Origin of the sequence: Breoghania sp. JC706 (assembly GCF_037026715.1) — a bacterium.
Taxonomy (GTDB): domain Bacteria; phylum Pseudomonadota; class Alphaproteobacteria; order Rhizobiales; family Stappiaceae; genus Breoghania.
The window spans coordinates 1-20,934 of record NZ_JBANCG010000005.1; the positions used below are offsets into that span (position 1 = coordinate 1).

Below are 20,934 nucleotides of genomic sequence, written 5' to 3' on the forward strand. Positions count from 1 at the left end.
GATGTCCGGTTTGTCTCGGTTGCGCCGCCTGCCGGTTGACTTGGCGGCGGCCATCCGATTTACACGAGCTGATGCGGCGTCTGCCGAGCGGGAAGCCCTTTCCTGCGCGCGGGCGGCAAGAATGACGAGACAGGATTCCATGCTCGACAAGACATATGATGCCGCGGCTATCGAGCCGCGGATTTCGCAAGACTGGGAAGAGGCCGGCGCCTTCCGTGCCGGCGCGGGCGCCCGGGCAGGTGCCAACCCCTATTGCATCGTCATTCCGCCGCCGAACGTAACCGGCTCGCTGCACATGGGCCACGCGCTCAACAACACGCTTCAGGACATTCTGGTCCGTTTCAACCGCATGTGCGGCAACGACGTGTTGTGGCAGCCGGGCATGGACCATGCCGGTATCGCGACGCAGATGGTCGTTGAGCGTCAGATGGCCGAGCAGCAGCAGCCGGGTCGGCGCGACATCGGGCGCGAGGCCTTTGTCGAGAAGGTCTGGGAGTGGAAAGGGGAGTCCGGAGGCCGGATCCTCAACCAGCTGAAGCGGCTGGGTGCATCCTGCGACTGGTCGCGCGAGCGCTTCACCATGGACGAGGGGCTGTCGGAGGCGGTACGCAAGGTCTTCGTCCAGCTCTATCGCGAAGGCCTGATCTATCGCGGAAAGCGACTGGTCAACTGGGATCCGAAGTTCGAGACCGCGATCTCCGACCTTGAGGTGGAGAACACCGAGGTCGACGGCCACATGTGGCACTTCAAGTACCCGCTGGCCGGCGGTGAGACCTACGAATACGTGGAAAAGGACGAGGACGGAAACGTCACCCTTCGCGAGACGCGCGACTATATTTCCATCGCCACGACGCGCCCGGAGACCATGCTCGGTGACGGTGCGGTTGCCGTTCACCCGTCCGATGAGCGCTACGCGCCGATCGTCGGCAAGCTTTGCGAGATCCCGGTCGGCCCCAAGGAGCATCGCCGGCTGATCCCGATCATCACCGACGAGTATCCCGATCCCGATTTCGGATCCGGTGCCGTGAAGATCACCGGCGCGCACGATTTCAACGACTATCAGGTCGCCAAGCGCAACCGGATTCCGCTTTATCGTCTGATGAACGAGCAGGCGGCGATGCGGTCCGATGGTCCGGCTTATGCCGAATGCGCGGCGATGGCGAAAGCGATCGTGCAGTCGGGCGAGCTGCCGAGCGAGGCCGAGGTCGACGCCATCAACCTTGTGCCGGATGAATACCGCGGCCTCGACCGATACGAGGCGCGCGAGAAGATCGTTGCGGCCATCAATGCCGACGGTCTCGCCGTCACGATCAAGGACGAGGAGGGCAACGACGTGCCCCTCGTCGAGAACAAGAAGATCATGCAGCCGTTCGGCGACCGCTCGCACGTGGTCATCGAGCCGATGCTGACCGATCAGTGGTTTGCGGACGCAAAGACGTTGGCGGCCCCCGCGATCGCCAGCGTGCGCGAGGGCCGCACCAAGTTCGTGCCGAAGAACTGGGAGAAGACCTACTTCGAGTGGATGGAGAACATCGAACCCTGGTGCATCTCGCGCCAGCTCTGGTGGGGCCATCAGATTCCGGCCTGGTACGGACCGGACGGCGAAGTCTTCGTCGCCCATGACGAGGCCGAGGCTGCGGGCCTTGCGGAAAAGCATTATGGCAAGGCCGTAGAGCTGATCCGTGAGGAGGACGTTCTCGACACCTGGTTCTCCTCGGCCCTGTGGCCTTTCTCGACGCTTGGCTGGCCGGACGAGACGGCGGAGCTGAAGCGCTACTATCCGACCTCGGTGCTCGTCACCGGCCTCGACATCATCTTCTTCTGGGTCGCCCGGATGATGATGATGGGCCTGCATTTCATGGAGGAAGAGCCCTTCGCCGACGTCTACATTCACGCCCTCGTCCGCGACGAGAAGGGCGCCAAGATGTCGAAGTCGAAGGGCAACGTCATCGATCCGCTCGATCTCATCGACGAGTACGGGGCGGATGCGCTGCGCTTCACGCTGGCGGCCATGGCAGCACAGGGACGTGACATCAAGCTGGCGACCAGCCGTGTGGCGGGTTACCGCAATTTCGCGACCAAGCTGTGGAACGCCACGCGGTTCCTCCAGATGAACGACTGCGTGCGTGCCGAAGGCTTCGATCCCGCCGGCGTGACCGGTACACTCAACCGGTGGATCGTCACGGAAGCGGCCCGGTGCGTGGACGAGGTGACGGAAGCCATCCGGGCCTATCGGTTCAACGATGGCGCCAACGGCATCTATCGCTTTGTGTGGAACACCTTCTGCGACTGGTATATCGAGCTCGCCAAGCCCGTTCTTTCGGGTGAGGACGCCGCCGCGAAGGCGGAGACGCAGGCGACCGCCGCCTGGGCCGTCGACCAGATCCTCAAGCTGCTGCATCCGTTCATGCCGTTTCTCACCGAGGAATTGTGGGCGCGCACGGGAGAGGAGGGGCCTGCCCGCGAAGGTCTTCTGGCGCTTTCGCCATGGCCCGAGATCGCCCGGCACGAAGACGACAGCGCGCAGGAGATCAACTGGCTGATCGATCTCATCTCACAGATACGCTCGGTTCGCGCGGAAATGAACGTGCCTGCCGGCGCGACTCTGCCGTTGATCGTGGTGGGAGCCGGAGAGGCCACGGCCGCGCGGCTTGCAACGCACGAGGCCGCCATCAAGCGGCTTGCGCGGATCGACACGATCGAACAGGCGGAGACTGCGCCGAAGGGCTCCGCCCAGATCGTGCTCGAAAGCCTCACCCTGTGCCTGCCGCTCGCCGGCGTGATCGACCTCGATGCCGAGAAGGCACGTCTTGCCAAGGAGCGTGGCCGCCTTGATGGCGAGATCGCGCGTATCGACAAGAAGCTCGCCAATCCCAAGTTCGTCGAGAAGGCGCCGGAAGAGGTGGTGGAAGGCGAGAAGGAGAAGCGTGCCGAGTTCGTCGAGCTTCGCGCCAAGGTGGAACAGGCCGAGGCGCGCCTGTCGCAGATGGGCTGATTTCAGGAAGGCAAGGCGACCAATCGCCTTGCCTTTTTCGTGGCCGAACCGGGTGTTAAACCAGAGCCGAATCGCGTTGCGTGCGCCGAGAATCGACGGCTTGCGGGAGAAAGAATGACGATTGGCACGACAGGTCGCCTGGCGGCGGCCCTCATCGCAAGCGCGCTGGCGGGTGCTGCGGGCACCGCCCATGCGGAGCGGATCTCGAACCCGGTGGCGGAATTCGCCGGTCTCGACAAGATCACCGGCCGGATCATCTCCTTCGATGTCTACATCGGAGAGAAGGTGCAGTTCGGCGCGCTCCAGGTGACGCCGCGCGTGTGCTATTCGCGCCCGCCGACCGAGCAGCCGCAGACGGACGCCTTTGTCGAAGTCGATGAAATCACGCTGAACAATGAGGTCAAGCGGATCTTTACCGGCTGGATGTTTGCGGCGAGCCCCGGCCTGCATGCGGTCGAGCATCCCGTCTATGACGTCTGGCTGACTGACTGCAAACAGTCCTCGAACGTGCCGCCTCCCGAGAACTATGACGGTCCGCCGGTGGTTCAGAAGGTGGCTCCGAATGATCCGCTCGGCGATGTGCCGCGCGATCCCGATGCCCCTCCGCCCAACATTCCGCGCGAGAAGCCCGAGCAGCAGCCATAATGCCGTCTGATCGGTAGGTGTGTTCGCAGTCCGGTGGCGTCGCGGTCCCTTTTCCGCCGATCGTTATGATGGTCTTGCGAAACGGGACGGGAGAGCTTGCAGCGTATCTTCGGAGATAAGGGGCCTCACGCGCCGGTGATCCCGATCGCCTTCAAGGCGTCTTCGCCATCGATATGGCTCGGCAGCGCGTGAAAGTTCGCGTCATCATCCATGACCGCCCGATCGAGCAGAACGGCATAATCGTGCTTGGAAATCTCCACAGCGCCGAAAGTCGCCAGATGATCGGTGACGAACTGGGTGTCGAGCAACGAGAAGCCGCCCGCCTTCAGACGTGCGATCAGATGCACGAGAGCCACCTTCGAGGCATCGCGCTCGAAGGAGAACATGCTCTCACCGAAAAATGCCCCGCCGAGTTCGATGCCATAGAGACCGCCGACGAGGCGGCCGTTCAGTCGGCACTCCACGGTATGGCAATGGCCGAGACGGAAGAGCTCGGCGCATAGGTGCCGGATGGGTTCATTGATCCAGGTCTTGCGGCGGCCGGGCGCGGGGGCTGCGCAACCGTCAAGGACGCCATCGAAATCCCGGTCGATCACCACCTCGAAATGATCCGAACGCACCGTTCGTTTCAGCCGGCGTGGGATATGAAAGAGATCCAGCGGAATGATGCCGCGCCAGGTTGGCTCGATCCAATGGAGCTCGGAGCTCTCGGCCGACTCCGCCATCGGAAAGATGCCGCACGCATAGGCCTTCAGGAGGACCTGCGGTGTGATCTGAAGATGGCTGGAGTCGTCGTGCAGTGCCATTGCGTGGCTTCATCGGTTTGCAGGATGGAACAGGTCTTTGAAAACCAGATAGGTCGCCGCCCGGCCGGAGACCAGTCGCTCATGCGGACGAGACACTCTTAACTAATAGCGCGGCGGACGGGTCTCGCAGGATCAGGCGGCGGACCGGAAAGAAAGATCCCGGTCCGCGCGGCGTGTCGGTTGCGGTTCACTCACCTTCCGGTGCGGCCGCCAGATGCTTTTCGAGCCAGTGGATGTCGTACATCCCGTTGGCGATGTCCTGATTGTCGACGAGATCGCGGAAGAGCGGGATCGTCGTCTCGATGCCGTCGATCACGAACTCGTCGAGGCAGCGGCGCAGGCGCATCATGCATTCCACCCGGTTGCGACCGTGCACGATCAGCTTGCCGATCAGGCTGTCGTAATGGGGCGGGATGGAATAGCCGGCATAGACGCCGGAATCGACGCGGACGCCGAGGCCGCCGGGCGGATGGTAGTATGTGATCTTGCCGGGGGAGGGAGCGAAAGTGCGCGGGTGCTCGGCGTTGATGCGGCACTCGATTGCGTGACCGGAGAAATGGATGTCCTCCTGGCGCATGGTCAGGGTACCGCCGGAGGCGATCCGGATCTGCTCGTTGACCAGATCGATGCGGGTGATCATCTCCGTGACCGGATGTTCCACCTGCAGGCGCGTGTTCATCTCGATGAAATAGAACTCACCGTTCTCATAGAGAAACTCGATCGTACCGACCCCTGAGTATTTCAACTCCGCCATCGCCTTCGCGCAGACATTGCCGATACGATTGCGCTGCTCGTCGTTGAGAGCGGGCGAGGGGGCCTCCTCCAGAACCTTCTGGTGGCGGCGCTGCAGCGAACAGTCGCGCTCGCCGAGGTGGATCGCGTTGCCTTTACCGTCGCCGAGCACCTGAATCTCGATGTGCCGCGGTTTCTCCAGGTACTTTTCCATGTAGACGGCATCGTCGCCGAAGGCGTTGCGGGCCTCGGTGCGGGCCGTCTGGAAGGCTTCTTCGAGGTCGTCTTCGCAACGCGCCACCTTCATGCCGCGTCCGCCGCCGCCCGCCGCGGCCTTGATCAGAACGGGATAGCCAATCTCCGCCGCGATGCGCTTGGCGTCTCGCGCATCCGTGACGCCACCGTCGGAGCCCGGCACGACCGGAATGCCCAGACGCTTCACGGTCTGTTTGGCCTCGATCTTGTCACCCATGATGCGGATGTGTTCGGAGCTCGGACCGATAAAGCCGATGTGGTGCGCCTCGAGGATCTCGGCGAAGCGGGCGTTTTCCGAAAGGAACCCGTAGCCGGGGTGAACCGCATCGGCCCCGGTGATCTCACAGGCCGCCATCAGGCTGGGGATGTTGAGATAGCTGTCGCGCGCCGGCGGCGGGCCGATACAGACGCTTTCATCCGCAAGGCGCACATGCATCGCGTTGGCATCGGCCGTGGAGTGAACGGCGACCGTGGCGATGCCCAGTTCCTTTGCCGCGCGCAGGATGCGCAGGGCAATTTCGCCACGGTTGGCGATGAGGATCTTGCTGAACATGGGCGGGCGCCTATTCGATGACCAGAAGAGGCTCGCCGAATTCGACAGGCTGGCCGTCTTCCACAAGGATCTCCTTGACCGTGCCGGCCTTGGGCGCGGCGATCTGGTTCATGGTCTTCATGGCTTCCACGATCATGACGGTCTGCCCGGCACGAACGGTGTCGCCGACATCCACGAAGGGGCGGGCCCCCGGTTCCGGCGCGTGGTAGGCGGTGCCGACCATCGGCGAATTGACGACGCCCGGGCGGTTGGCAGGATCGGCCGGCGCGGCGCCCTGCGGGGCGGCCGGAGCTGCCATCGGGGCGGGGGCTGCGGGCGCCTGCTGCATGACCGGAGCCGTAACCGAAAGCTGCCGCGCGACGCGGATACGCAGGTCGTCCTGCTCCACCTCGATTTCGGTGAGGTTCGTCTCGTCGAGCAGGTTCGCGAGCTGACGGATCAGGTCGTGGTCAATGGATTTGTTCTTGGTTGACATGTTGCTTTTCGTTTCACACCGGAAGCCGTTTCAGGCTCGGATCACTTCAGAGAGGGCCTCGATCGCCAATCGATAGCCGGTGGCGCCGAATCCGCAGATCACACCGTAGGCAACAGGCGATACAAAGGAATGATGGCGAAATGCGTCCCGCGTGAAAATGTTTGTCAGGTGCACTTCGATGGTGGGGATGTCGGCCGTTGTAATCGCATCGCGTATGGCAACGGACGTATGTGTATAGGCGGCCGGATTGATGACCAGCCCTTGCGCGAGATCTCCGGCTTCCTGAATCCAGTCGACGAGCATTCCCTCGAAGTTCGTTTGCCGGAATTCGATTTCGAAGCCGATATCCTCCGCAGTATCCCTGCAGAGCCGTTCGATATCGGCAAGCGACGTGCGCCCGTAGATCTCCGGTTCGCGCGTGCCCAGACGGTTCAGGTTGGGTCCGTTCAAGATGAATATCGGTGACGCCATCCGCTCCCCGCCACAATGACCTTGCCGGCGGCTCATCCGCCTGAAGGCCCGTCCTGGGTTTCCTCATACCGCGCACGCCGGGCTCGTCAGCCCCAGACCGCGCAACGCACGTATGAGCGAGCTCCCCGGGAACTCGCCAGATCTCAAGGTCAGCCCCTTATATTGGGTCCGGGGGGACAGGAAAACCCCCTGCGGGCATTGCGACCGGCGGCAACGGCGCTAAGACGGGGAAAAGACGGCCACGTTTGGCGCGTTCCTATGTGCAAGGCGAAAGACGCCGCGAGCGAAGAAGAGCTCGCGGCAGGAATTCAGCAGGAAGTGGACCCGCACGCCCGCATGTCGTCGATCTTGGCCTTCAGCTCGTCGTAGCCAACGGCGCCGAAGACGACCTCGTCTCCGATCACGTAGGACGGGGTGCCGGTCAGGCCGAGCGTTTTGGCGAGCGCGTAGGTTTCGTCAATCGTCGCCGCGACTTCCGGGTTCTTCAGGGTCTTGGCGAGTTCGTCCTGATCGAGGCCGAGTTCCTTGGTCACCTCGATCGCCTTGGCGCCGTTTGCGCGGCCTTTTGCCATCAGCAGCTTTTCGTGGAAGGTGCCGTACTGGTCGGGAGCCATGATATTGACGGCAGCTGCAACCTGCGCCGCTTCGACGGAACCCTGTCCCAGCACGGGGAATTCCTTCAGCACGACGCGAAGGTTCGAATCTCCCTCGATCAGCCGGTCCATGTCGCCGAGCGCCCGCTTGCAGTAGCCGCAATTGTAGTCGAAGAACTCGACCAGCGTGACGTCACCCTGCGGATTGCCGAGAACGGCCTGTCTGGTCGAATCAAACAGCACCGACTTGTTTTCGGTGATCGTGGCGACGCGCTCCTTCTGTTCCGCCTCCGCCTTGCGCCGTTCCAGTTCGTAGAAGGCGTCCCGGATGACTTCCGGATTTTCCATGAGATAGGTGCGGATGAAATCGCCGCCGACCGGCTGGGACGCGGCCACAGCGGTGCCTCCGGCCGGGGCCGGCTGGGAGCGCAGGGCGTGAATGGCGAGCAGCGAAGGGGCGGCTGCGAAGGCAATGCCCGCGACAAAGGCGACGATGCGGCCGGTGGTGGTCATGGTCGTTGTTCTTTCCTGGTAGACGTCTCGTCCTGTTCCGCTTTTGGCCGGGAACGTCGAAGCTTGTCGGAAGCGCATAGGCCATACACGCTGAAGCCCGCAAAGGGCATGAAATTCGGTGCGAGAAGCCTTGCCGCCTTCTTCCCTCCGGGTCAATCGCGCAGGCGGTCACAATCCCGCGTTTGACATAGCGACCGGTTCGTTACCGCCGAAAATCGGGCGGCTTGTAGGAGATGATATCATCGGCCTGCAACCAGTCTGGCGATCCGCGTTTCAGGTTCTTCTGCGCGCGCGCGGCGAACTTGCGCGCTGCCTGGAACTGGCCGGAGAGCATCATGCTCTTGGCTGTCGCCACGTCGGCGAGGGCCGGATTTCCCCGTCGCGCCTGGGCGATTGCGAGCTGGCTGTAAGCGAGCGGGGAATTCGGCTCTTCGCGCAAGCCGACCTTGAGCAGGCTCACTGCCTTGTCCAGATAGGCATCCTTGCCGGTCGCGACGAGGGCGTAACCGAGCCAGATTTTCATCAGGCCTTCTTTGGGCGCATAGGCGACCGCCTTCTCGAAGGGGGCGACGGCTGCGGCAGGGTTGCCGGATTCAATCAGGCTCTGGCCTTTCAGCTCCCAGAAATAGGGGTTTTGAGGCTGCGTCTGCAGGAGGCCGTCGATGGCACGCTGCGCGTCGCGTGGATTGCCGGACTGCATCGTATAGATCGCCCTGGCGTAGCGGGCGGGCAGGCTGTTGCTATTGCCGTAGGCGCGGGCGACCGCGCCCTGGCTGCCGGCGAAGGCGATGAGCTTGGCGCGGGCCAGATCGTGGCGGGCCTGAAGGGCAGGCGGGTCCTTCTTGTTGTAGTACGGGCTCTGTTTCGCCAATGTCTCCAGCATCGACACGCGATCGCGCGCCATCGGATGGCTTTGCGCATAGGGATCGGCATAGCGCGACGCGAAAAGCTGTTGATCGGCCAGTCGCTTGAAAGTGTCCAGCATGCCCTTGGGCGATTGATGCGTGGCGTTCAGATACTTGATGGCGGAACGGTCGGCGGTCGCTTCCTCGGTGCGCTGGTAGGACAGCAGCGAGCGTTGCGCCAGACCCGCGCCAAGTCCCACGATGGCACCGCCGCCCTGGCCGATTCCGCCAGCACCCGACGCCGCGCCGGCGGCAATCGCGCCTGCGCCCAGCAATGTGCCGAGCACGGCCATGATCTGCGCATTCGCGGCAGCCTCGCGCAGCCGAACAAGGTGGTTCCCGGCGATGTGGCCGACCTCGTGGGCGATGACGCCGATCACTTCATTCGGGGTCTTGGCATCGATGATCACGCCGACATTCATGAACATGCGATGGCTGTCGACCACGAACGCGTTGTAGCTGCGATCGTTGACGAGAATGATCTGCAACGAACCGCCGCCGAGGCCCGCCGCCCGCAGGATGGGTTCGGCGTAGTCGCGAAGGAGTGCTTCCACTTCCGCATCGCGGACGATCGGCAAACGGCGGCCGCGCTGTTGTGCTTCGGCGGTCGTCGGCGCGATCGTCTGAAAGGCAAGGAGCATCGCCACCGCGAACGAGAAAACGCGCTTGAGCAGGCGGGCATGAGCGGGCCGGTGCATCGGCTCGATACCGGTGCCGGGCCGCGATCCCTGCTGGAACAGCGAGCGTTTCTGCGTTAGGGGACGTGAAATCACGCGGTGCATCCTCCATGGCGGGCGATCTTGCGAACCTATGTGAGCCGGTTGACAGTGGTCAACCGGCTCAGCCCGACCGGAGCCGAAAACAGCGACCGATTGCGGCAAATCAACGGCGAATCCAGGTGTGACGCAGCGCTTTCGATAACAGGGAGACATCCTCTTGGCCCTCACAGGTTCCCGGCGTTCCGGAATCGAGCCGTTTCTGGCAATGGACGTATTGGACGAGGCCCGCCGGCGCGAGGCTGCGGGTGAGAAGATCATCCATATGGAACTTGGCCAGCCCGGCGCACGAGCACCATCGACAGTGATCAACGCAGCCCAGGAGGCTTTGGCCGGCGGTTACTTCGGGTACACGGAAGCACGCGGTCGGGCGGCGCTGCGCGACCGCATTTCCCGCCACTATCGCGAAGCCTACGGTTTGGAAGTACCGGAAAGCAGGATCATCGTAACGACGGGCTCCTCGGCCGGCTTCAATCTCGCCTTCCTCGGGGCGTTCGATCCGGGTGATCGCATCGCGTTGACGGCGCCAGGCTATCCCGCCTACCGCAACATCCTCGAGGCCCTGGGGCTCGAGCCGGTGGAGATCGCCGTCGGGCCGGAGACGCGATGGGCCCTGGAGCCTGAGCTTCTGGAGCGTGCGCATGCCGAAAAACCGCTCAAAGGCGTGCTGATTGCGAGCCCCGGCAATCCGACGGGAACGATGATGCGGCCGGCCGCGCTCAAGGCGATCTGCGAGGCGTCGCGGGATCTTGGGCTCACGCTGATATCCGACGAAATCTATCACGGCCTCGTCTACGAGGGAGAGACGGCTTCCGCGCTGCACTATTGCGACGAGGCGGTCGTCATCAATTCGTTCTCCAAATACTATTGCATGACAGGATGGCGCGTCGGCTGGATGATCGTGCCGCAGGCGCTGGTCCGCCCGCTCGAGCGTATCGCCCAAAGCCTCTATATCTGCCCGCCCGACATTTCCCAGAGGGCCGGCATCGCCGCGTTCGACGCAACCGAGGAGCTTGAGCAGGTGAAGGCAGGCTATGCCAAAAGCCGCGCTCTGCTCCTCGACCGTCTGCCCAAGCTCGGCTTCGACGAATTGCTCCCGGTCGACGGTGCGTTCTACGTCTATGCTGGCGTGCGCTCCTTTACGAACGACTCCGTGGACTTCGCACGGCGCATGCTTGCGGAAGCCGGTATCGCGACGACGCCGGGCCCCGATTTCGACCGGGCGCGCGGCAACCGATATCTCCGCTTTTCCTTCGCAGGCGATTACCAGGATATGGTCACGGCGACGGACCGGCTCGCGGCCTGGCTGCGGTAGAGCGCATATTTCCCAGTCCGGAGAAGGTCACGGTATCTGTGGACCGGAGGGCGGCTGATCGGCTTCATGCCTCTCTGTCTGCCGAGGCCGTGCGCCGTGATCGCCATGGACTTTTTCGACAAGGCCTTTGACAGGAAGCCCCAACTTCAACCGATGCATAAGAAAAGGCGGCCAAGAGGCCGCCTTCCTTGGGATTGTCATCTGAAAAGCTCGAGAACCTTTCAGAAGAAAGAGCGTCGCTGCCACCAGCCGGAGCGCTTGCGCGGCTTCTCCTTGCTGTCGCTCTCTTTATCCTCTGCGCTCTCGCCAGAGGAAGCCTGCGGCTCGGAAGGCTTCTCGCCGTCCGTCTCCGCAAGGTCCGCGGTCTTCACCGGCTTCTCGCTCTCAACGGGGCTCTCAAGCGGGGCCGGGGCCTCTGCGACCACCGGTGTTGCCTCAGTCTCGGCAACTTCGGCTTCAGTCTCCACCGCCGGCTCGGCTTCTGCCGTCACCTCTTCCGCGGGCTGGGCCGCCCCAGCGGACGTCTCTTCGGTGTGTTCCTCTGTCTGAGGCTCGGAGCGGTCGTCGGCTTCCGAAGCGGCCGACGCCTTGGCCTCCGGGGCCTCCGGGGCCTCCGACTCGGCCTGCTCTTCAGCAGACGCAACTTCCGAAGCGCTATCTGCGCTTTCGGGTCCGGTTGCTTCGTCCTGCGTTACTTCGGCAGCCGGAGCCTCGGCTTCCTCGCCGTCGGCTGTATCGGACTGTGCGACTGCGACTTCGCCTGCGGAAGTATCTTCGCCGGCCGCATCGCCTTCCTGGCTCGATGCCTGATCGTCGCGATTGCGACGGCCGCGTCGACCGCCCCGGCGTCCCCGACGACGCTTGCGACGACGCTCGTCCTCGCCCTCGTCGCCGCTCTGTTCGGCGGAAACCCCGTCCTCATCCTCATCGGATTCGGCTTGGGCCTGAGCCTCTCCGCCCTCGTTCGGCTCGCTCGCCTCGCGGTTTTCCTGTTCGTCACCGGAATTGCGCCGCCGGCGCCGGCGCCGACGCTTGCCGCGACCGGATTCATCCGAGCGTGCGCTTTCGGTTTCTTCTTCGTCGGCGGTGTCGTCTTCGCTGTCGACGTCGGCTTCTTCCGGCTCCGGCTCTTCCTCGTCCAGGAAGATCGTGTCGGGCTGCACGATCGTGGGAGCGGGCGGGGCGTCCGGATCCCGCACGACCGCTTCGCCGCGCTCCAGCACATAGTACTGGGTGCCGATATCCTCATCCGCCGTAATCGAGATGTTGAGGCCGAAGCGGGCCTCGAGTTCCATCAGGTGATGGCGCTTCTGATTGAGGATGTAGAGGGCGACAGGCGCCTGCGTCTTGACGTTGATGTGGTGTCCGGAGTGGCGAAGCAGGTGGTCTTCGAGCGCGCGTAGGACATGCAGCGCGACAGATTCCACCGATCGGATCATGCCGGAGCCGCGGCAATGCGAGCAGACTTCGGTGGAGCTTTCCAGAACGCCCGTGCGAATCCGCTGGCGCGACATCTCCAAAAGACCGAAATGCGAGATCCGGCCAACCTGGATGCGGGCGCGGTCGGACTTCAGGCAGTCCTTCATGCGCTTTTCGACCGCCCGGTTGTTCCGGTTTTCCTCCATGTCGATGAAGTCGATGACGATCAGGCCTGCCAGGTCGCGCAGCCGCAATTGGCGCGCGACTTCCTCGGCCGCCTCAAGGTTCGTCTGGGTCGCCGTATCCTCGATATTGTGCTCGCGGGTCGACTTGCCGGAGTTCACGTCAATGGCAACCAGCGCCTCGGTCTGATTGATGACGATGTAGCCGCCGGACTTCAGCGTCACCTGGGGCGAGAACATGGCGTCGAGCTGCGGCTCGATGCCGTAGCGCGTGAAAATCGGCGTGGTCGAGCGATAAGGCTGAACATTCTTGGCATGGCTCGGCATGAGCATGCGCATGAAGTCCTTGGCCTCGCGATAGCCTTCCTCGCCGGACACCAGGACCTGGTCGATGTCCTTGTTGTAAAGATCGCGGATCGACCGCTTGATCAGGCTGCCTTCCTCGTAGACCAGGCAGGGCGCGATCGACCGCAGGGTCAGATCCCGCACGTTCTCCCAGAGACGCAGCAGGTATTCGAAATCGCGCTTGACCTCGGCCTTGGTGCGGCTGGCGCCCGCTGTCCTGAGGATCACGCCCATGCCTTCCGGCACGTCGAGCTCGCCGGCGATCGCCTTGAGGCGCTTGCGGTCCTGCACCGAGGTGATCTTGCGCGAAATGCCGCCGCCGCGCGCTGTGTTCGGCATCAAAACGGAATAACGGCCGGCCAGCGACAGGTAGGTGGTCAGAGCCGCGCCTTTGTTGCCGCGCTCTTCCTTGACGACCTGAACGAGCAGCACCTGACGGCGCTTGATGACTTCCTGGATCTTGTACTGCCGCCGTGCCGGGCGCGAACGCCGCACGGGAACTTCTTCGAGCGCATCTTCGGCACCGACGGATTCGACCTGATCCTCACCGTCATTATCCGAGCCGGAGGCAGACTGGTCGTCGTTGGCGCTGTCTTCCCCGTCGTCGGAGTCGTCACTCTCACTGGATGCGGTGAGCTCGGTATCGTTTTCCGAGTCCTCCTCGGCTCCGTCTTCCGCTTCCACCTTCTTGCGAACCCGGGATCCGCGACGGGACCGTGCGGGCGCGGCCTCGACGGTTTCCTCCTCGTTTTCCTCTTCTTCCTCTAGCAGCGCCTTTCGGTCCGCCATGGGGATCTGATAGAAATCGGGGTGGATTTCGGAGAAGGCCAGAAAGCCGTGGCGATTGCCGCCATAATCGACGAAAGCCGCCTGAAGCGACGGTTCCACGCGCGTGACTTTCGCCAGATAAATGTTGCCGCGCAACTGCTTGCGGTTCGCGGCCTCGAAATCAAATTCTTCTACGCGATTGCCGCGCACCACGACGACCCGGGTCTCTTCCGGGTGCGCGGCATCGATAAGCATCTTGTTTGCCATTGAAGGGGGTCTCCACGACCGAGGCGTGGAACCGGCGCTGTCCGCTGCCGCATATGTGTTCCGTCCGCATGGTCGCTCTGTCTGTCTCGGTTGTGATTGAAGCTTCTTGCGGGCGTTGCGTGTACCGGAGCGGACGGGAAGGCGGCCTTTGGCGAGGCGCCTGACGTCTCCAATCTGCTCTGCGGTTCAGCGCGATCGCTCATCGCAACGCTCGTTGACTGTCGAATTTCGTTAAGGTCGGCTCGTCGCCGACCGTGCGGTCCGTGCCCGGTCTTGCCGCGCCCGGCACGGTATCAATCTCTGGAATGGAACCGCGCCAATCCCGATGCCGTCCCGGTGTCCCGCGCGGTTCGGCGCGAAGGGAACAGGCAGGCGAGACAAAGATGCGGGCAAATGTCTTCGAAAAACGCGCTCGCGAAGACAGGCCTGCACCGGGTCCCGTCAGGAAGCGGCGCTCCTGACGGCGGGATGAGTCGCACGATGACCAAAATCCAACTTGATCTTTTAAGGATGCAAGGGACCGTTGGCAAGATAAGCCGTCGTGTCAGTTGACGTGAAGTCGCAGGGGACTGCGGTGCCCAGTCGTGATACGGGATCGCCGGCGCATCCGGACACTATGCTACGCAGCGAAGATAACCGGGGCGCCGCGTGCCGGGTGGGCGGCGGATAAGCGAAACACCCGGTTAACCATGGGCCCGTAATGTCCTATGAAAGACCACGATGCGCCGGTGGCCGAAATGTCGTCATGGGTGTGAGGGACGGGTTCGAGTACGGGGCCCGGCGGATGGCCGGGAAAAACTATCCGCAATGAGGTTCAGGGAAACCATCGCTGCGCTGTTCGTCGCGCTTGTCGCCGTGCTTGCGACCGCGGGCGTGAGCGCGCGTGCCGAATCAGAAGATACTTCGACCCCAAAGGCGGAGAATTCGGTCGTTGTCGCCAGTGCGGCGCGGGTCGCCGGCGATGCGCATCGCACACGGTTCATCGTCGACCTCAGCCGGACCGTGAAGTTTGCCGCTTCTGCGCTTGCGGATCCGGACCGCGTCATACTCGACATGCCGGAAGTGCGGTTCGATCTGCCTCCGAAATCGGGGGAGAGCGGGCGGGGTCTCGTCAAGGCATGGCGTTACGGTCTGATCGCGCCGGGCAAGTCGCGTATCGTGCTGGATCTCTCGGGGCCGGCGCGCATCGACAAGTCGTTCGTGCTGCCCTCCGTCGATGGGCAACCGGCGCGCCTTGTGATCGATTTCGTGAAGACCACGCGCGCCGCGTTCCTCGCCGATTATCCGCGCCCGGATGCCGTTGCTGAGGATGCTGCAGCGGAGAAGGGGGATCGCAAGCCCGTAGGCAAGGCGCCTTCCAGCCGTCCGGTCATCGTGCTCGATCCGGGCCATGGCGGCATCGACACCGGAGCGGTCGGCGTCGATGGCATCAACGAGAAGGTTGTCGTCCTCGAATTCGCCAGGTTGCTCAAGGAGAAACTTGAGGCGGAAGGAACCTACGAGGTTCTCATGACGCGGGACGACGACCGGTTCATTCCGCTTGGGAAACGAGTCGAGTTCGCACGCGAGCATGGCGCGAGCCTGTTCATTTCCGTCCATGCGGATTCCGCGCCGCAGAATTATGTGCGCGGAGCCACGGTCTACACGTTGTCCGAACGTGCTTCGGATGCGATCGCGGCCGCCCTTGCCAAGCGGGAAAACAGTTCCGACATACTGGCAGGTGCGGATCTTGAGGACGAACCGGACGATGTGGCCGATATCCTGATCGATCTTGCCAGGCGCGAGACCAAGAGCTTTTCGATCTTTTTCGCCCGCACCCTGGTTTCCGAATTCGAAAGCGCCGTGAAGCTGATCAAGAATCCGTGGCGTTCGGCGGGGTTCAGGGTATTGAAGGCCTATGACATACCGTCCGTGCTCGTGGAGCTCGGATATCTGTCGAACAAGCACGATGAAAGTCTGCTGGTTTCACACGAATGGCGCGAGCGGGCCGCGACTGCGATGGTGGCGAGCATCGACCGTTTTTTTCAGCCGCGGCTTGCACAGGGGCAATAGCGCGGCGCCGGCGAAGGTGCGTCAGGGAAGGCCGTGATCGCTGTTGTGAGACGGCAACACAGACGCCTCAGCATCGCCACAATGGTGACCGATGCAGGCGACGATCAGTTCCGGGTATGCTAGGTGGCGCACGTGCGGTGGACGATAGGCGCGGGGAAGCGGTGACCGGCAATGTGGAACGACGCCTGGTCGGGCCACTGCAGCCAGGGCGCTTGCAAGCCGACCGGACGTTCGGGCTTCTGCCGTCCGGCGCTGGAGTCAAAGCCGCCGGCGACGGTTTTGCGTCGGATTTCATTGGAGAGCCGACGGGCATGAAGGGTATCATCCCGTGCCCATGGCGGTTCTTCACCCAGGAACGAGCCTGATACGGACGAGCCCGTTATATGAAGTTTCTGCTTAAGTTCTTCGGTTATCTCTTCGGGATCGGAGCTGTCTGCTTCCTGGTCGCGGCGGCGGGGGGAGCATGGTACCTGTCGACGATCACGAAGGACCTTCCCGATTACACGGCGCTGAAGAACTACGAACCGCCCGTGATGACCCGCGTGCATGCCGCCGACGGCAGCCTTATCGCGGAATATGCGAAACAGAGACGCATGTTCCTGCCGATCCAGGGCATTCCCGATCTGGTGAAGGACGCGTTCATCTCGGCCGAGGACAAGAATTTCTACCACCATCCCGGCATCGACATCACCGGCGTTGCGCGTGCCATTGTCGTCAACCTTCGCAACAAGCTGTCGGGAAACGACCGCCGTCCGGTGGGCGCATCGACCATTACCCAGCAGGTCGCCAAGAATTTCCTCCTGACCAACGAAGTCTCCTACGAGCGCAAGATCAAGGAAGCGATCCTGGCGCTCAGGATCGAGGACGCCTACTCCAAGGACAAGATCCTGGAGCTCTATCTGAATGAGATCTACCTCGGCATGGGCGCCTACGGCGTGGCCGGGGCCTCGCTTCTCTATTTCGACAAGTCGGTGCACGAGCTCACGATCGCCGAAGCCGCCTATCTGGCGGCATTGCCGAAGGGGCCGAACAACTACAATCCGTTCCGGCACCCCAAGGCTGCGATCGAGCGGCGCAACTGGGTCATCGACCGGATGGTCGAGAACGGATACGTGAAGCCGGAGGACGGTGAGAAGGCCAAGGCGGAGCCGCTGAAGGTGACCCCGCGCGAAACCGGCGCGCAGCTCTTCGCATCCGAATATTTCGCCGAAGAAGTCCGCCGCGAATTGAAGGACATGTACGGCGACGACCGTCTCTACAACGGCGGTCTGTCGGTGCGCTCCACGCTTGATCCGAAGATGCAGGCCGAGGCTCGCAAGTCGCTGATGGACGGGCTCGTCAAGTTCGACCGCGAGCACGGAACGTGGCGCGGTCCGGTGGACCATGTCGATGTCAACGCCGGCGAGTGGGGCGGGCTTGTCGGCAAGGTGGAAAAGCTCAATGACGTGCCGGAATGGCAACTTGCGGTAGTGCTTGATGTCAATGCCGATCAGGCCACCATCGGCATCCAGCCGGAACGGCTCGCCTCGGGCAAGCTGTCGACCGACCGTGAGCGTGGTCACATCGATTTCAGCGAGATCAAGTGGGTGCGCCGGGTCAAGGACGGCACGAGTTCGGTGAAGGGCGCCGATGACGTGCTCAAGGTCGGCGACGTCGTCTATGTCGAGCGTATTCCAGATCCCGCGGGCGGAACGAGCAAGGCCTGGATGCTTCGTCAGGTTCCGGAAGTCTCCGGTGCGATCGTCGCGATGGATCCGTTTACGGGCCGCGTTCTGGCGATGGTCGGCGGCTTCAGCTACGACCAGAGCGAGTTCAACCGCGCCACGCAGGCCTATCGCCAGCCGGGTTCCTCCTTCAAGCCGTTCGTCTATTCGGCGGCCCTCGACAACGGCTATACCCCGTCGAGCGTCGTCATGGACGCGCCGATCTCCGTCGAGCAGGCCGGCGGCGAAGTCTGGCAGCCGCAGAACTATGGCCGCAAGTACTACGGGCCCTCGACGCTTCGCACGGGCATTGAAAAATCGCGGAATGTGATGACGGTGCGCCTCGCGCAGGACATGGGCATGCCGCTGGTGGCGGAATATGCCCGTCGGTTCGGCATCTACGACAAGATGCTGCCCGTGCTATCCATGGCGCTCGGGGCGGGTGAGACGACGGTCCTGCGAATGACAACCGCCTACTCGATGATTGCGAACGGTGGCCGCAAGGTGACTCCGACGCTGATCGACCGCATTCAGGACCGGTACGGCCGCACGATCTACAAGCACGATGCGCGCGAATGCGATGGCTGCGACGCGACCGATTGGCACGGCCAGGACGAACCGAAGCTCGTCGACAATCGCGAGCAGGTGCTCGATCCGATGACCGCCTATCAGATCACGTCGATGATGGAAGGCGTGGTCCAGCGTGGCACCGCGACGAGCGTGCGTGCGGTCGGCCGCCCGATCGCTGGCAAGACCGGCACGACCAACGACGAGCGCGATGCGTGGTTCATGGGCTTTTCGCCGAACCTCACCGTCGGGGTCTTCGTGGGCTACGACACGCCGAGGTCGATGGGGCGCAGCGGTACCGGTGGCCATGTGGCCGCTCCGATCTTCACCGAGTTCATGAAGCAGGCGCTGGCCGACAAGCCGGCCGTGGAGTTCCGCGTGCCGCCGGGTATCAACCTGATTCCGATCAACAGCAGGACCGGCTTGCGTGCTGCCGCCGGCGCGCCGGGCACAATCCTGGAAGCCTTCAAGCCGGGAACGGCGCCTCCGGACAACTATTCGATCATCGGCTATCAGGACGAGATGGGCCAGCCGAGGGAGGTGACCCCGGAAGCCGATCGCGCCATCATGACGGGAACCGGCGGCCTCTATTGAGGTCATCGGCCGGGCCCGGTTTACAGGTGGGCGCGCGCTCAGTATGGTCGCGTCCGAATTTCGAGAGGGGCCGCCGGCTGGCTGGCCCCTTTCCTTTCAAAACCCCGAATTCACGAGGCATATGCGATGCGTCCGGAAACGCAGACGATCGTTGATGAGATCGAGCAGGCACTCAGCCTGCTGAGGAGGCATCTTTGACTGGGATCGTGCGATCTCCCGTCTGGATGAACTGAACGCGGCAGCGGAAAACCCCGACTTCTGGAACGATCCGAACGAAGCGCGCAAGCTGATGCGCGAGCGGCAGTATCTGGAAGAGAATATCGGCGCCGTGCGTCGCATGGAGACGGAGCTCTCCGACAATCTGGAGCTGATCGAGCTCGGCGAGATGGAGGACGATGCCTCCGTCGTCGCGGAAGCCGAAGGGGCGCTCAAGTCTCTGAAGCTGGAAAGCGATCGCCGGCAGGTGGAGACGCTGCTTTCTGGCGAGGCCGACAGCAACGACACCTATCTCGAAATCCATGCGGGCGCAGGCGGCACGGAAAGCCAGGACTGGGCCAACATGCTGCTCCGGATGTACATCCGCTGGGCCGAGAAGCATGGCTACAAGACGGAAGTGCTCGAAGTTCACGAGGGTGAAGAGGCGGGCATCAAGTCGGCGACGGTCCAGGTCAAGGGGCCGAACGCCTACGGCTGGATCAAGACCGAGTCGGGTGTTCATCGTCTCGTGCGGATCTCGCCCTACGACAGCCAGGCGCGGCGGCACACGAGCTTTGCCAGCGTCTGGGTCTATCCGGTGATCGACGATTCGATCGATATTGAGGTCAACGAGAGCGACTGCCGGATCGATACCTATCGCGCATCGGGCGCGGGCGGCCAGCACGTCAACACGACGGATTCGGCCGTGCGCATCACCCACAACCCGACAGGCATCGTCGTGCAGTGCCAGGCGGAACGCTCGCAGCACAAGAACCGGGCCACGGCCTGGTCGATGCTGAAGGCGCGCCTCTATGAGCGGGAACTGCAGATCCGCGAAGAAAAGGCCAATGCCGAAGCCGCCAGCAAGACCGATATCGGCTGGGGGCACCAGATCCGTTCCTACGTCCTGCAGCCCTACCAGATGGTCAAGGATCTCAGGACGGGCGTCGAAAAGACGACCCCGGGCGATGTGCTCGACGGCGATCTCGACGACTTCATGGAAGCCGCACTCGCCCATCGCGTTGGCGGTGAAACGGCGGAAGTCGCGGATATCGACTGACGCGCATCGATTTCGGCTGTTTTTAATGATGGGCCGCGCAGCTTGCCGAAGCTGCGCGGCCCATATTGTTTTCGAGGTCGCCGCCTTCGGCATGCGCGGCCGCCTTTTTTGTAGCCCTGCGCGGCGCGCTGAAAAGGTGCTGCGCAGGCCGGAAGCCATCGAAAGGCTTGCCGATCCTGCTCCGCATGGGTGTGCCTCTTGAGGCTGCGAGATCGGCACGGTTTGCTCGGTGCGTGACGGCGAATGCTTAAGTGAATACCGCTTGAGGTCGAATTATGTCTTTAACATCGAAAACAATGAGAACATTTTAATTTCATTCTCAACGCTCCATTAAGGCTGTTGGGTGACACTGCGACCATTCAGTACCCGCGTAGAGTGTTTGCGTTTCCCATGTACACCCGTCAGCGAAAGAAGTCCTTTCTCCGTCGGCTCATCCTTCCTGGCATTTCGGCTGCTCTCCTTTTGTATTTCGCGTTGCATGCGCTTTCAGGTGACTATGGTCTGATTGCGCGGGCGCGGCTGGAGAGTGATGCCCATGCCCTGGAAGTGAAGCTGGCGGCCCTCAAGCAGCGGCGGGAAACCATGGAGCGTCGCGTCGTTTTGCTGCGGCCGGAAAGCCTCGATCCGGACATGATCGACGAGCGCGCGCGTGACAGTCTGAACCTCGTTCACCCCGACGAGATCGTCATTTTGCGCAATGATCGCCGCGCCGAAAAATAAACCATAATCCGGTTTATCTTAGTGAATA

General features: G+C 62.8%; 14 protein-coding genes. 7 read left to right on the top strand and 7 right to left on the bottom strand.

The window, feature by feature from the left end; all coding sequences use genetic code 11:
* Nucleotides 1-139: 139 nt before the first annotated feature.
* A complete protein-coding gene (locus V2L18_RS11025; protein WP_336178299.1) occupies nucleotides 140-2,995 on the top strand; it encodes a valine--tRNA ligase in 2,856 nt (951 codons plus the stop codon).
* A gap of 114 nt (nucleotides 2,996-3,109) precedes the next feature.
* Nucleotides 3,110-3,640, top strand: coding sequence for a DUF2155 domain-containing protein (locus V2L18_RS11030; protein WP_336178300.1), 531 nt, complete (start codon nucleotides 3,110-3,112; stop codon nucleotides 3,638-3,640).
* Nucleotides 3,641-3,765: 125 nt separating this feature from the next.
* Here the strand turns inward: V2L18_RS11030 and aat are convergent, their stop codons facing one another.
* The 6 genes from aat to V2L18_RS11060 form a co-directional block, all read right to left on the bottom strand.
* Complete coding sequence (aat, locus tag V2L18_RS11035) at nucleotides 3,766-4,446, bottom strand: leucyl/phenylalanyl-tRNA--protein transferase (protein WP_336178301.1); 681 nt, start codon at nucleotides 4,444-4,446, stop codon at nucleotides 3,766-3,768.
* Nucleotides 4,447-4,633: 187 nt separating this feature from the next.
* Nucleotides 4,634-5,986 carry an acetyl-CoA carboxylase biotin carboxylase subunit gene (accC, locus tag V2L18_RS11040; protein WP_336178302.1) on the bottom strand — a complete coding sequence of 451 codons (1,353 nt, stop codon included), beginning with the start codon at nucleotides 5,984-5,986 and terminating at the stop codon, nucleotides 4,634-4,636.
* A 10-nt stretch (nucleotides 5,987-5,996) separates the two neighbouring features.
* Nucleotides 5,997-6,461, bottom strand: a complete 465-nt coding sequence (gene accB, locus V2L18_RS11045; protein WP_336178303.1) for an acetyl-CoA carboxylase biotin carboxyl carrier protein — start codon at nucleotides 6,459-6,461, stop codon at nucleotides 5,997-5,999.
* A gap of 30 nt (nucleotides 6,462-6,491) precedes the next feature.
* Nucleotides 6,492-6,932, bottom strand: a complete 441-nt coding sequence (gene aroQ, locus V2L18_RS11050) for a type II 3-dehydroquinate dehydratase (RefSeq protein ID WP_336178304.1) — start codon at nucleotides 6,930-6,932, stop codon at nucleotides 6,492-6,494.
* 308 nt (nucleotides 6,933-7,240) lie between these two features.
* A complete protein-coding gene (locus V2L18_RS11055; RefSeq protein ID WP_336178305.1) occupies nucleotides 7,241-8,038 on the bottom strand; it encodes a DsbA family protein in 798 nt (265 codons plus the stop codon).
* Between the two features lie 202 nt (nucleotides 8,039-8,240).
* The gene (locus V2L18_RS11060) at nucleotides 8,241-9,980 is read right to left on the bottom strand and encodes a M48 family metalloprotease (protein WP_336178306.1); all 1,740 of its coding nucleotides are present in this window, start codon (nucleotides 9,978-9,980) and stop codon (nucleotides 8,241-8,243) included.
* Here V2L18_RS11060 and V2L18_RS11065 point away from each other — a divergent pair.
* Nucleotides 9,928-11,034 carry an aminotransferase class I/II-fold pyridoxal phosphate-dependent enzyme gene (locus V2L18_RS11065; RefSeq protein WP_336178307.1) on the top strand — a complete coding sequence of 369 codons (1,107 nt, stop codon included), beginning with the start codon at nucleotides 9,928-9,930 and terminating at the stop codon, nucleotides 11,032-11,034. The two genes, V2L18_RS11060 and V2L18_RS11065, sit on opposite strands and share 53 nt — an antisense overlap.
* Before the next feature lie 221 nt (nucleotides 11,035-11,255).
* Here V2L18_RS11065 and V2L18_RS11070 read toward each other — a convergent pair whose 3' ends face one another.
* On the bottom strand, nucleotides 11,256-14,015 hold the full coding sequence (locus V2L18_RS11070) for an Rne/Rng family ribonuclease (protein WP_336178308.1): 2,760 nt from the start codon (nucleotides 14,013-14,015) through the stop codon (nucleotides 11,256-11,258).
* 807 nt (nucleotides 14,016-14,822) lie between these two features.
* Between V2L18_RS11070 and V2L18_RS11075 the strand changes: the two genes are divergently transcribed.
* The 4 genes from V2L18_RS11075 to V2L18_RS11090 all read left to right on the top strand — a co-directional run bounded on the left by V2L18_RS11075 (nucleotide 14,823) and on the right by V2L18_RS11090 (nucleotide 20,906).
* Nucleotides 14,823-16,067 carry an N-acetylmuramoyl-L-alanine amidase gene (locus V2L18_RS11075; RefSeq protein WP_336178309.1) on the top strand — a complete coding sequence of 415 codons (1,245 nt, stop codon included), beginning with the start codon at nucleotides 14,823-14,825 and terminating at the stop codon, nucleotides 16,065-16,067.
* Nucleotides 16,068-16,450: 383 nt separating this feature from the next.
* Nucleotides 16,451-18,931 carry a penicillin-binding protein 1A gene (locus V2L18_RS11080; RefSeq protein WP_336178310.1) on the top strand — a complete coding sequence of 827 codons (2,481 nt, stop codon included), beginning with the start codon at nucleotides 16,451-16,453 and terminating at the stop codon, nucleotides 18,929-18,931.
* Nucleotides 18,932-19,057: 126 nt separating this feature from the next.
* Nucleotides 19,058-20,186 (top strand): peptide chain release factor 2 gene (gene prfB / locus V2L18_RS11085; RefSeq protein WP_336178311.1). Its coding sequence is split into 2 segments (ribosomal slippage): nucleotides 19,058-19,126 and nucleotides 19,128-20,186, totalling 1,128 coding nucleotides; the frame shifts between segments, so codons are not numbered across the junction.
* 390 nt (nucleotides 20,187-20,576) lie between these two features.
* Nucleotides 20,577-20,906 carry a septum formation initiator family protein gene (locus tag V2L18_RS11090; RefSeq protein WP_336178312.1) on the top strand — a complete coding sequence of 110 codons (330 nt, stop codon included), beginning with the start codon at nucleotides 20,577-20,579 and terminating at the stop codon, nucleotides 20,904-20,906.
* Nucleotides 20,907-20,934 lie beyond the last annotated feature (28 nt).

Coding starts and splice junctions, on each gene's coding strand:
- V2L18_RS11025 (WP_336178299.1), top strand. CDS start 140: ATGCTCGACAAGACATATGATGCCGCGGCTATCGAGCCGCGGATTTCG.
- V2L18_RS11030 (WP_336178300.1), top strand. CDS start 3,110: ATGACGATTGGCACGACAGGTCGCCTGGCGGCGGCCCTCATCGCAAGC.
- aat (WP_336178301.1), bottom strand. CDS start 4,446: ATGGCACTGCACGACGACTCCAGCCATCTTCAGATCACACCGCAGGTC.
- accC (WP_336178302.1), bottom strand. CDS start 5,986: ATGTTCAGCAAGATCCTCATCGCCAACCGTGGCGAAATTGCCCTGCGC.
- accB (WP_336178303.1), bottom strand. CDS start 6,461: ATGTCAACCAAGAACAAATCCATTGACCACGACCTGATCCGTCAGCTC.
- aroQ (WP_336178304.1), bottom strand. CDS start 6,932: ATGGCGTCACCGATATTCATCTTGAACGGACCCAACCTGAACCGTCTG.
- V2L18_RS11055 (WP_336178305.1), bottom strand. CDS start 8,038: ATGACCACCACCGGCCGCATCGTCGCCTTTGTCGCGGGCATTGCCTTC.
- V2L18_RS11065 (WP_336178307.1), top strand. CDS start 9,928: ATGGACGTATTGGACGAGGCCCGCCGGCGCGAGGCTGCGGGTGAGAAG.
- V2L18_RS11060 (WP_336178306.1), bottom strand. CDS start 9,980: ATGATCTTCTCACCCGCAGCCTCGCGCCGGCGGGCCTCGTCCAATACG.
- V2L18_RS11070 (WP_336178308.1), bottom strand. CDS start 14,015: ATGGCAAACAAGATGCTTATCGATGCCGCGCACCCGGAAGAGACCCGG.
- V2L18_RS11075 (WP_336178309.1), top strand. CDS start 14,823: ATGAGGTTCAGGGAAACCATCGCTGCGCTGTTCGTCGCGCTTGTCGCC.
- V2L18_RS11080 (WP_336178310.1), top strand. CDS start 16,451: ATGAAGTTTCTGCTTAAGTTCTTCGGTTATCTCTTCGGGATCGGAGCT.
- V2L18_RS11090 (WP_336178312.1), top strand. CDS start 20,577: ATGTACACCCGTCAGCGAAAGAAGTCCTTTCTCCGTCGGCTCATCCTT.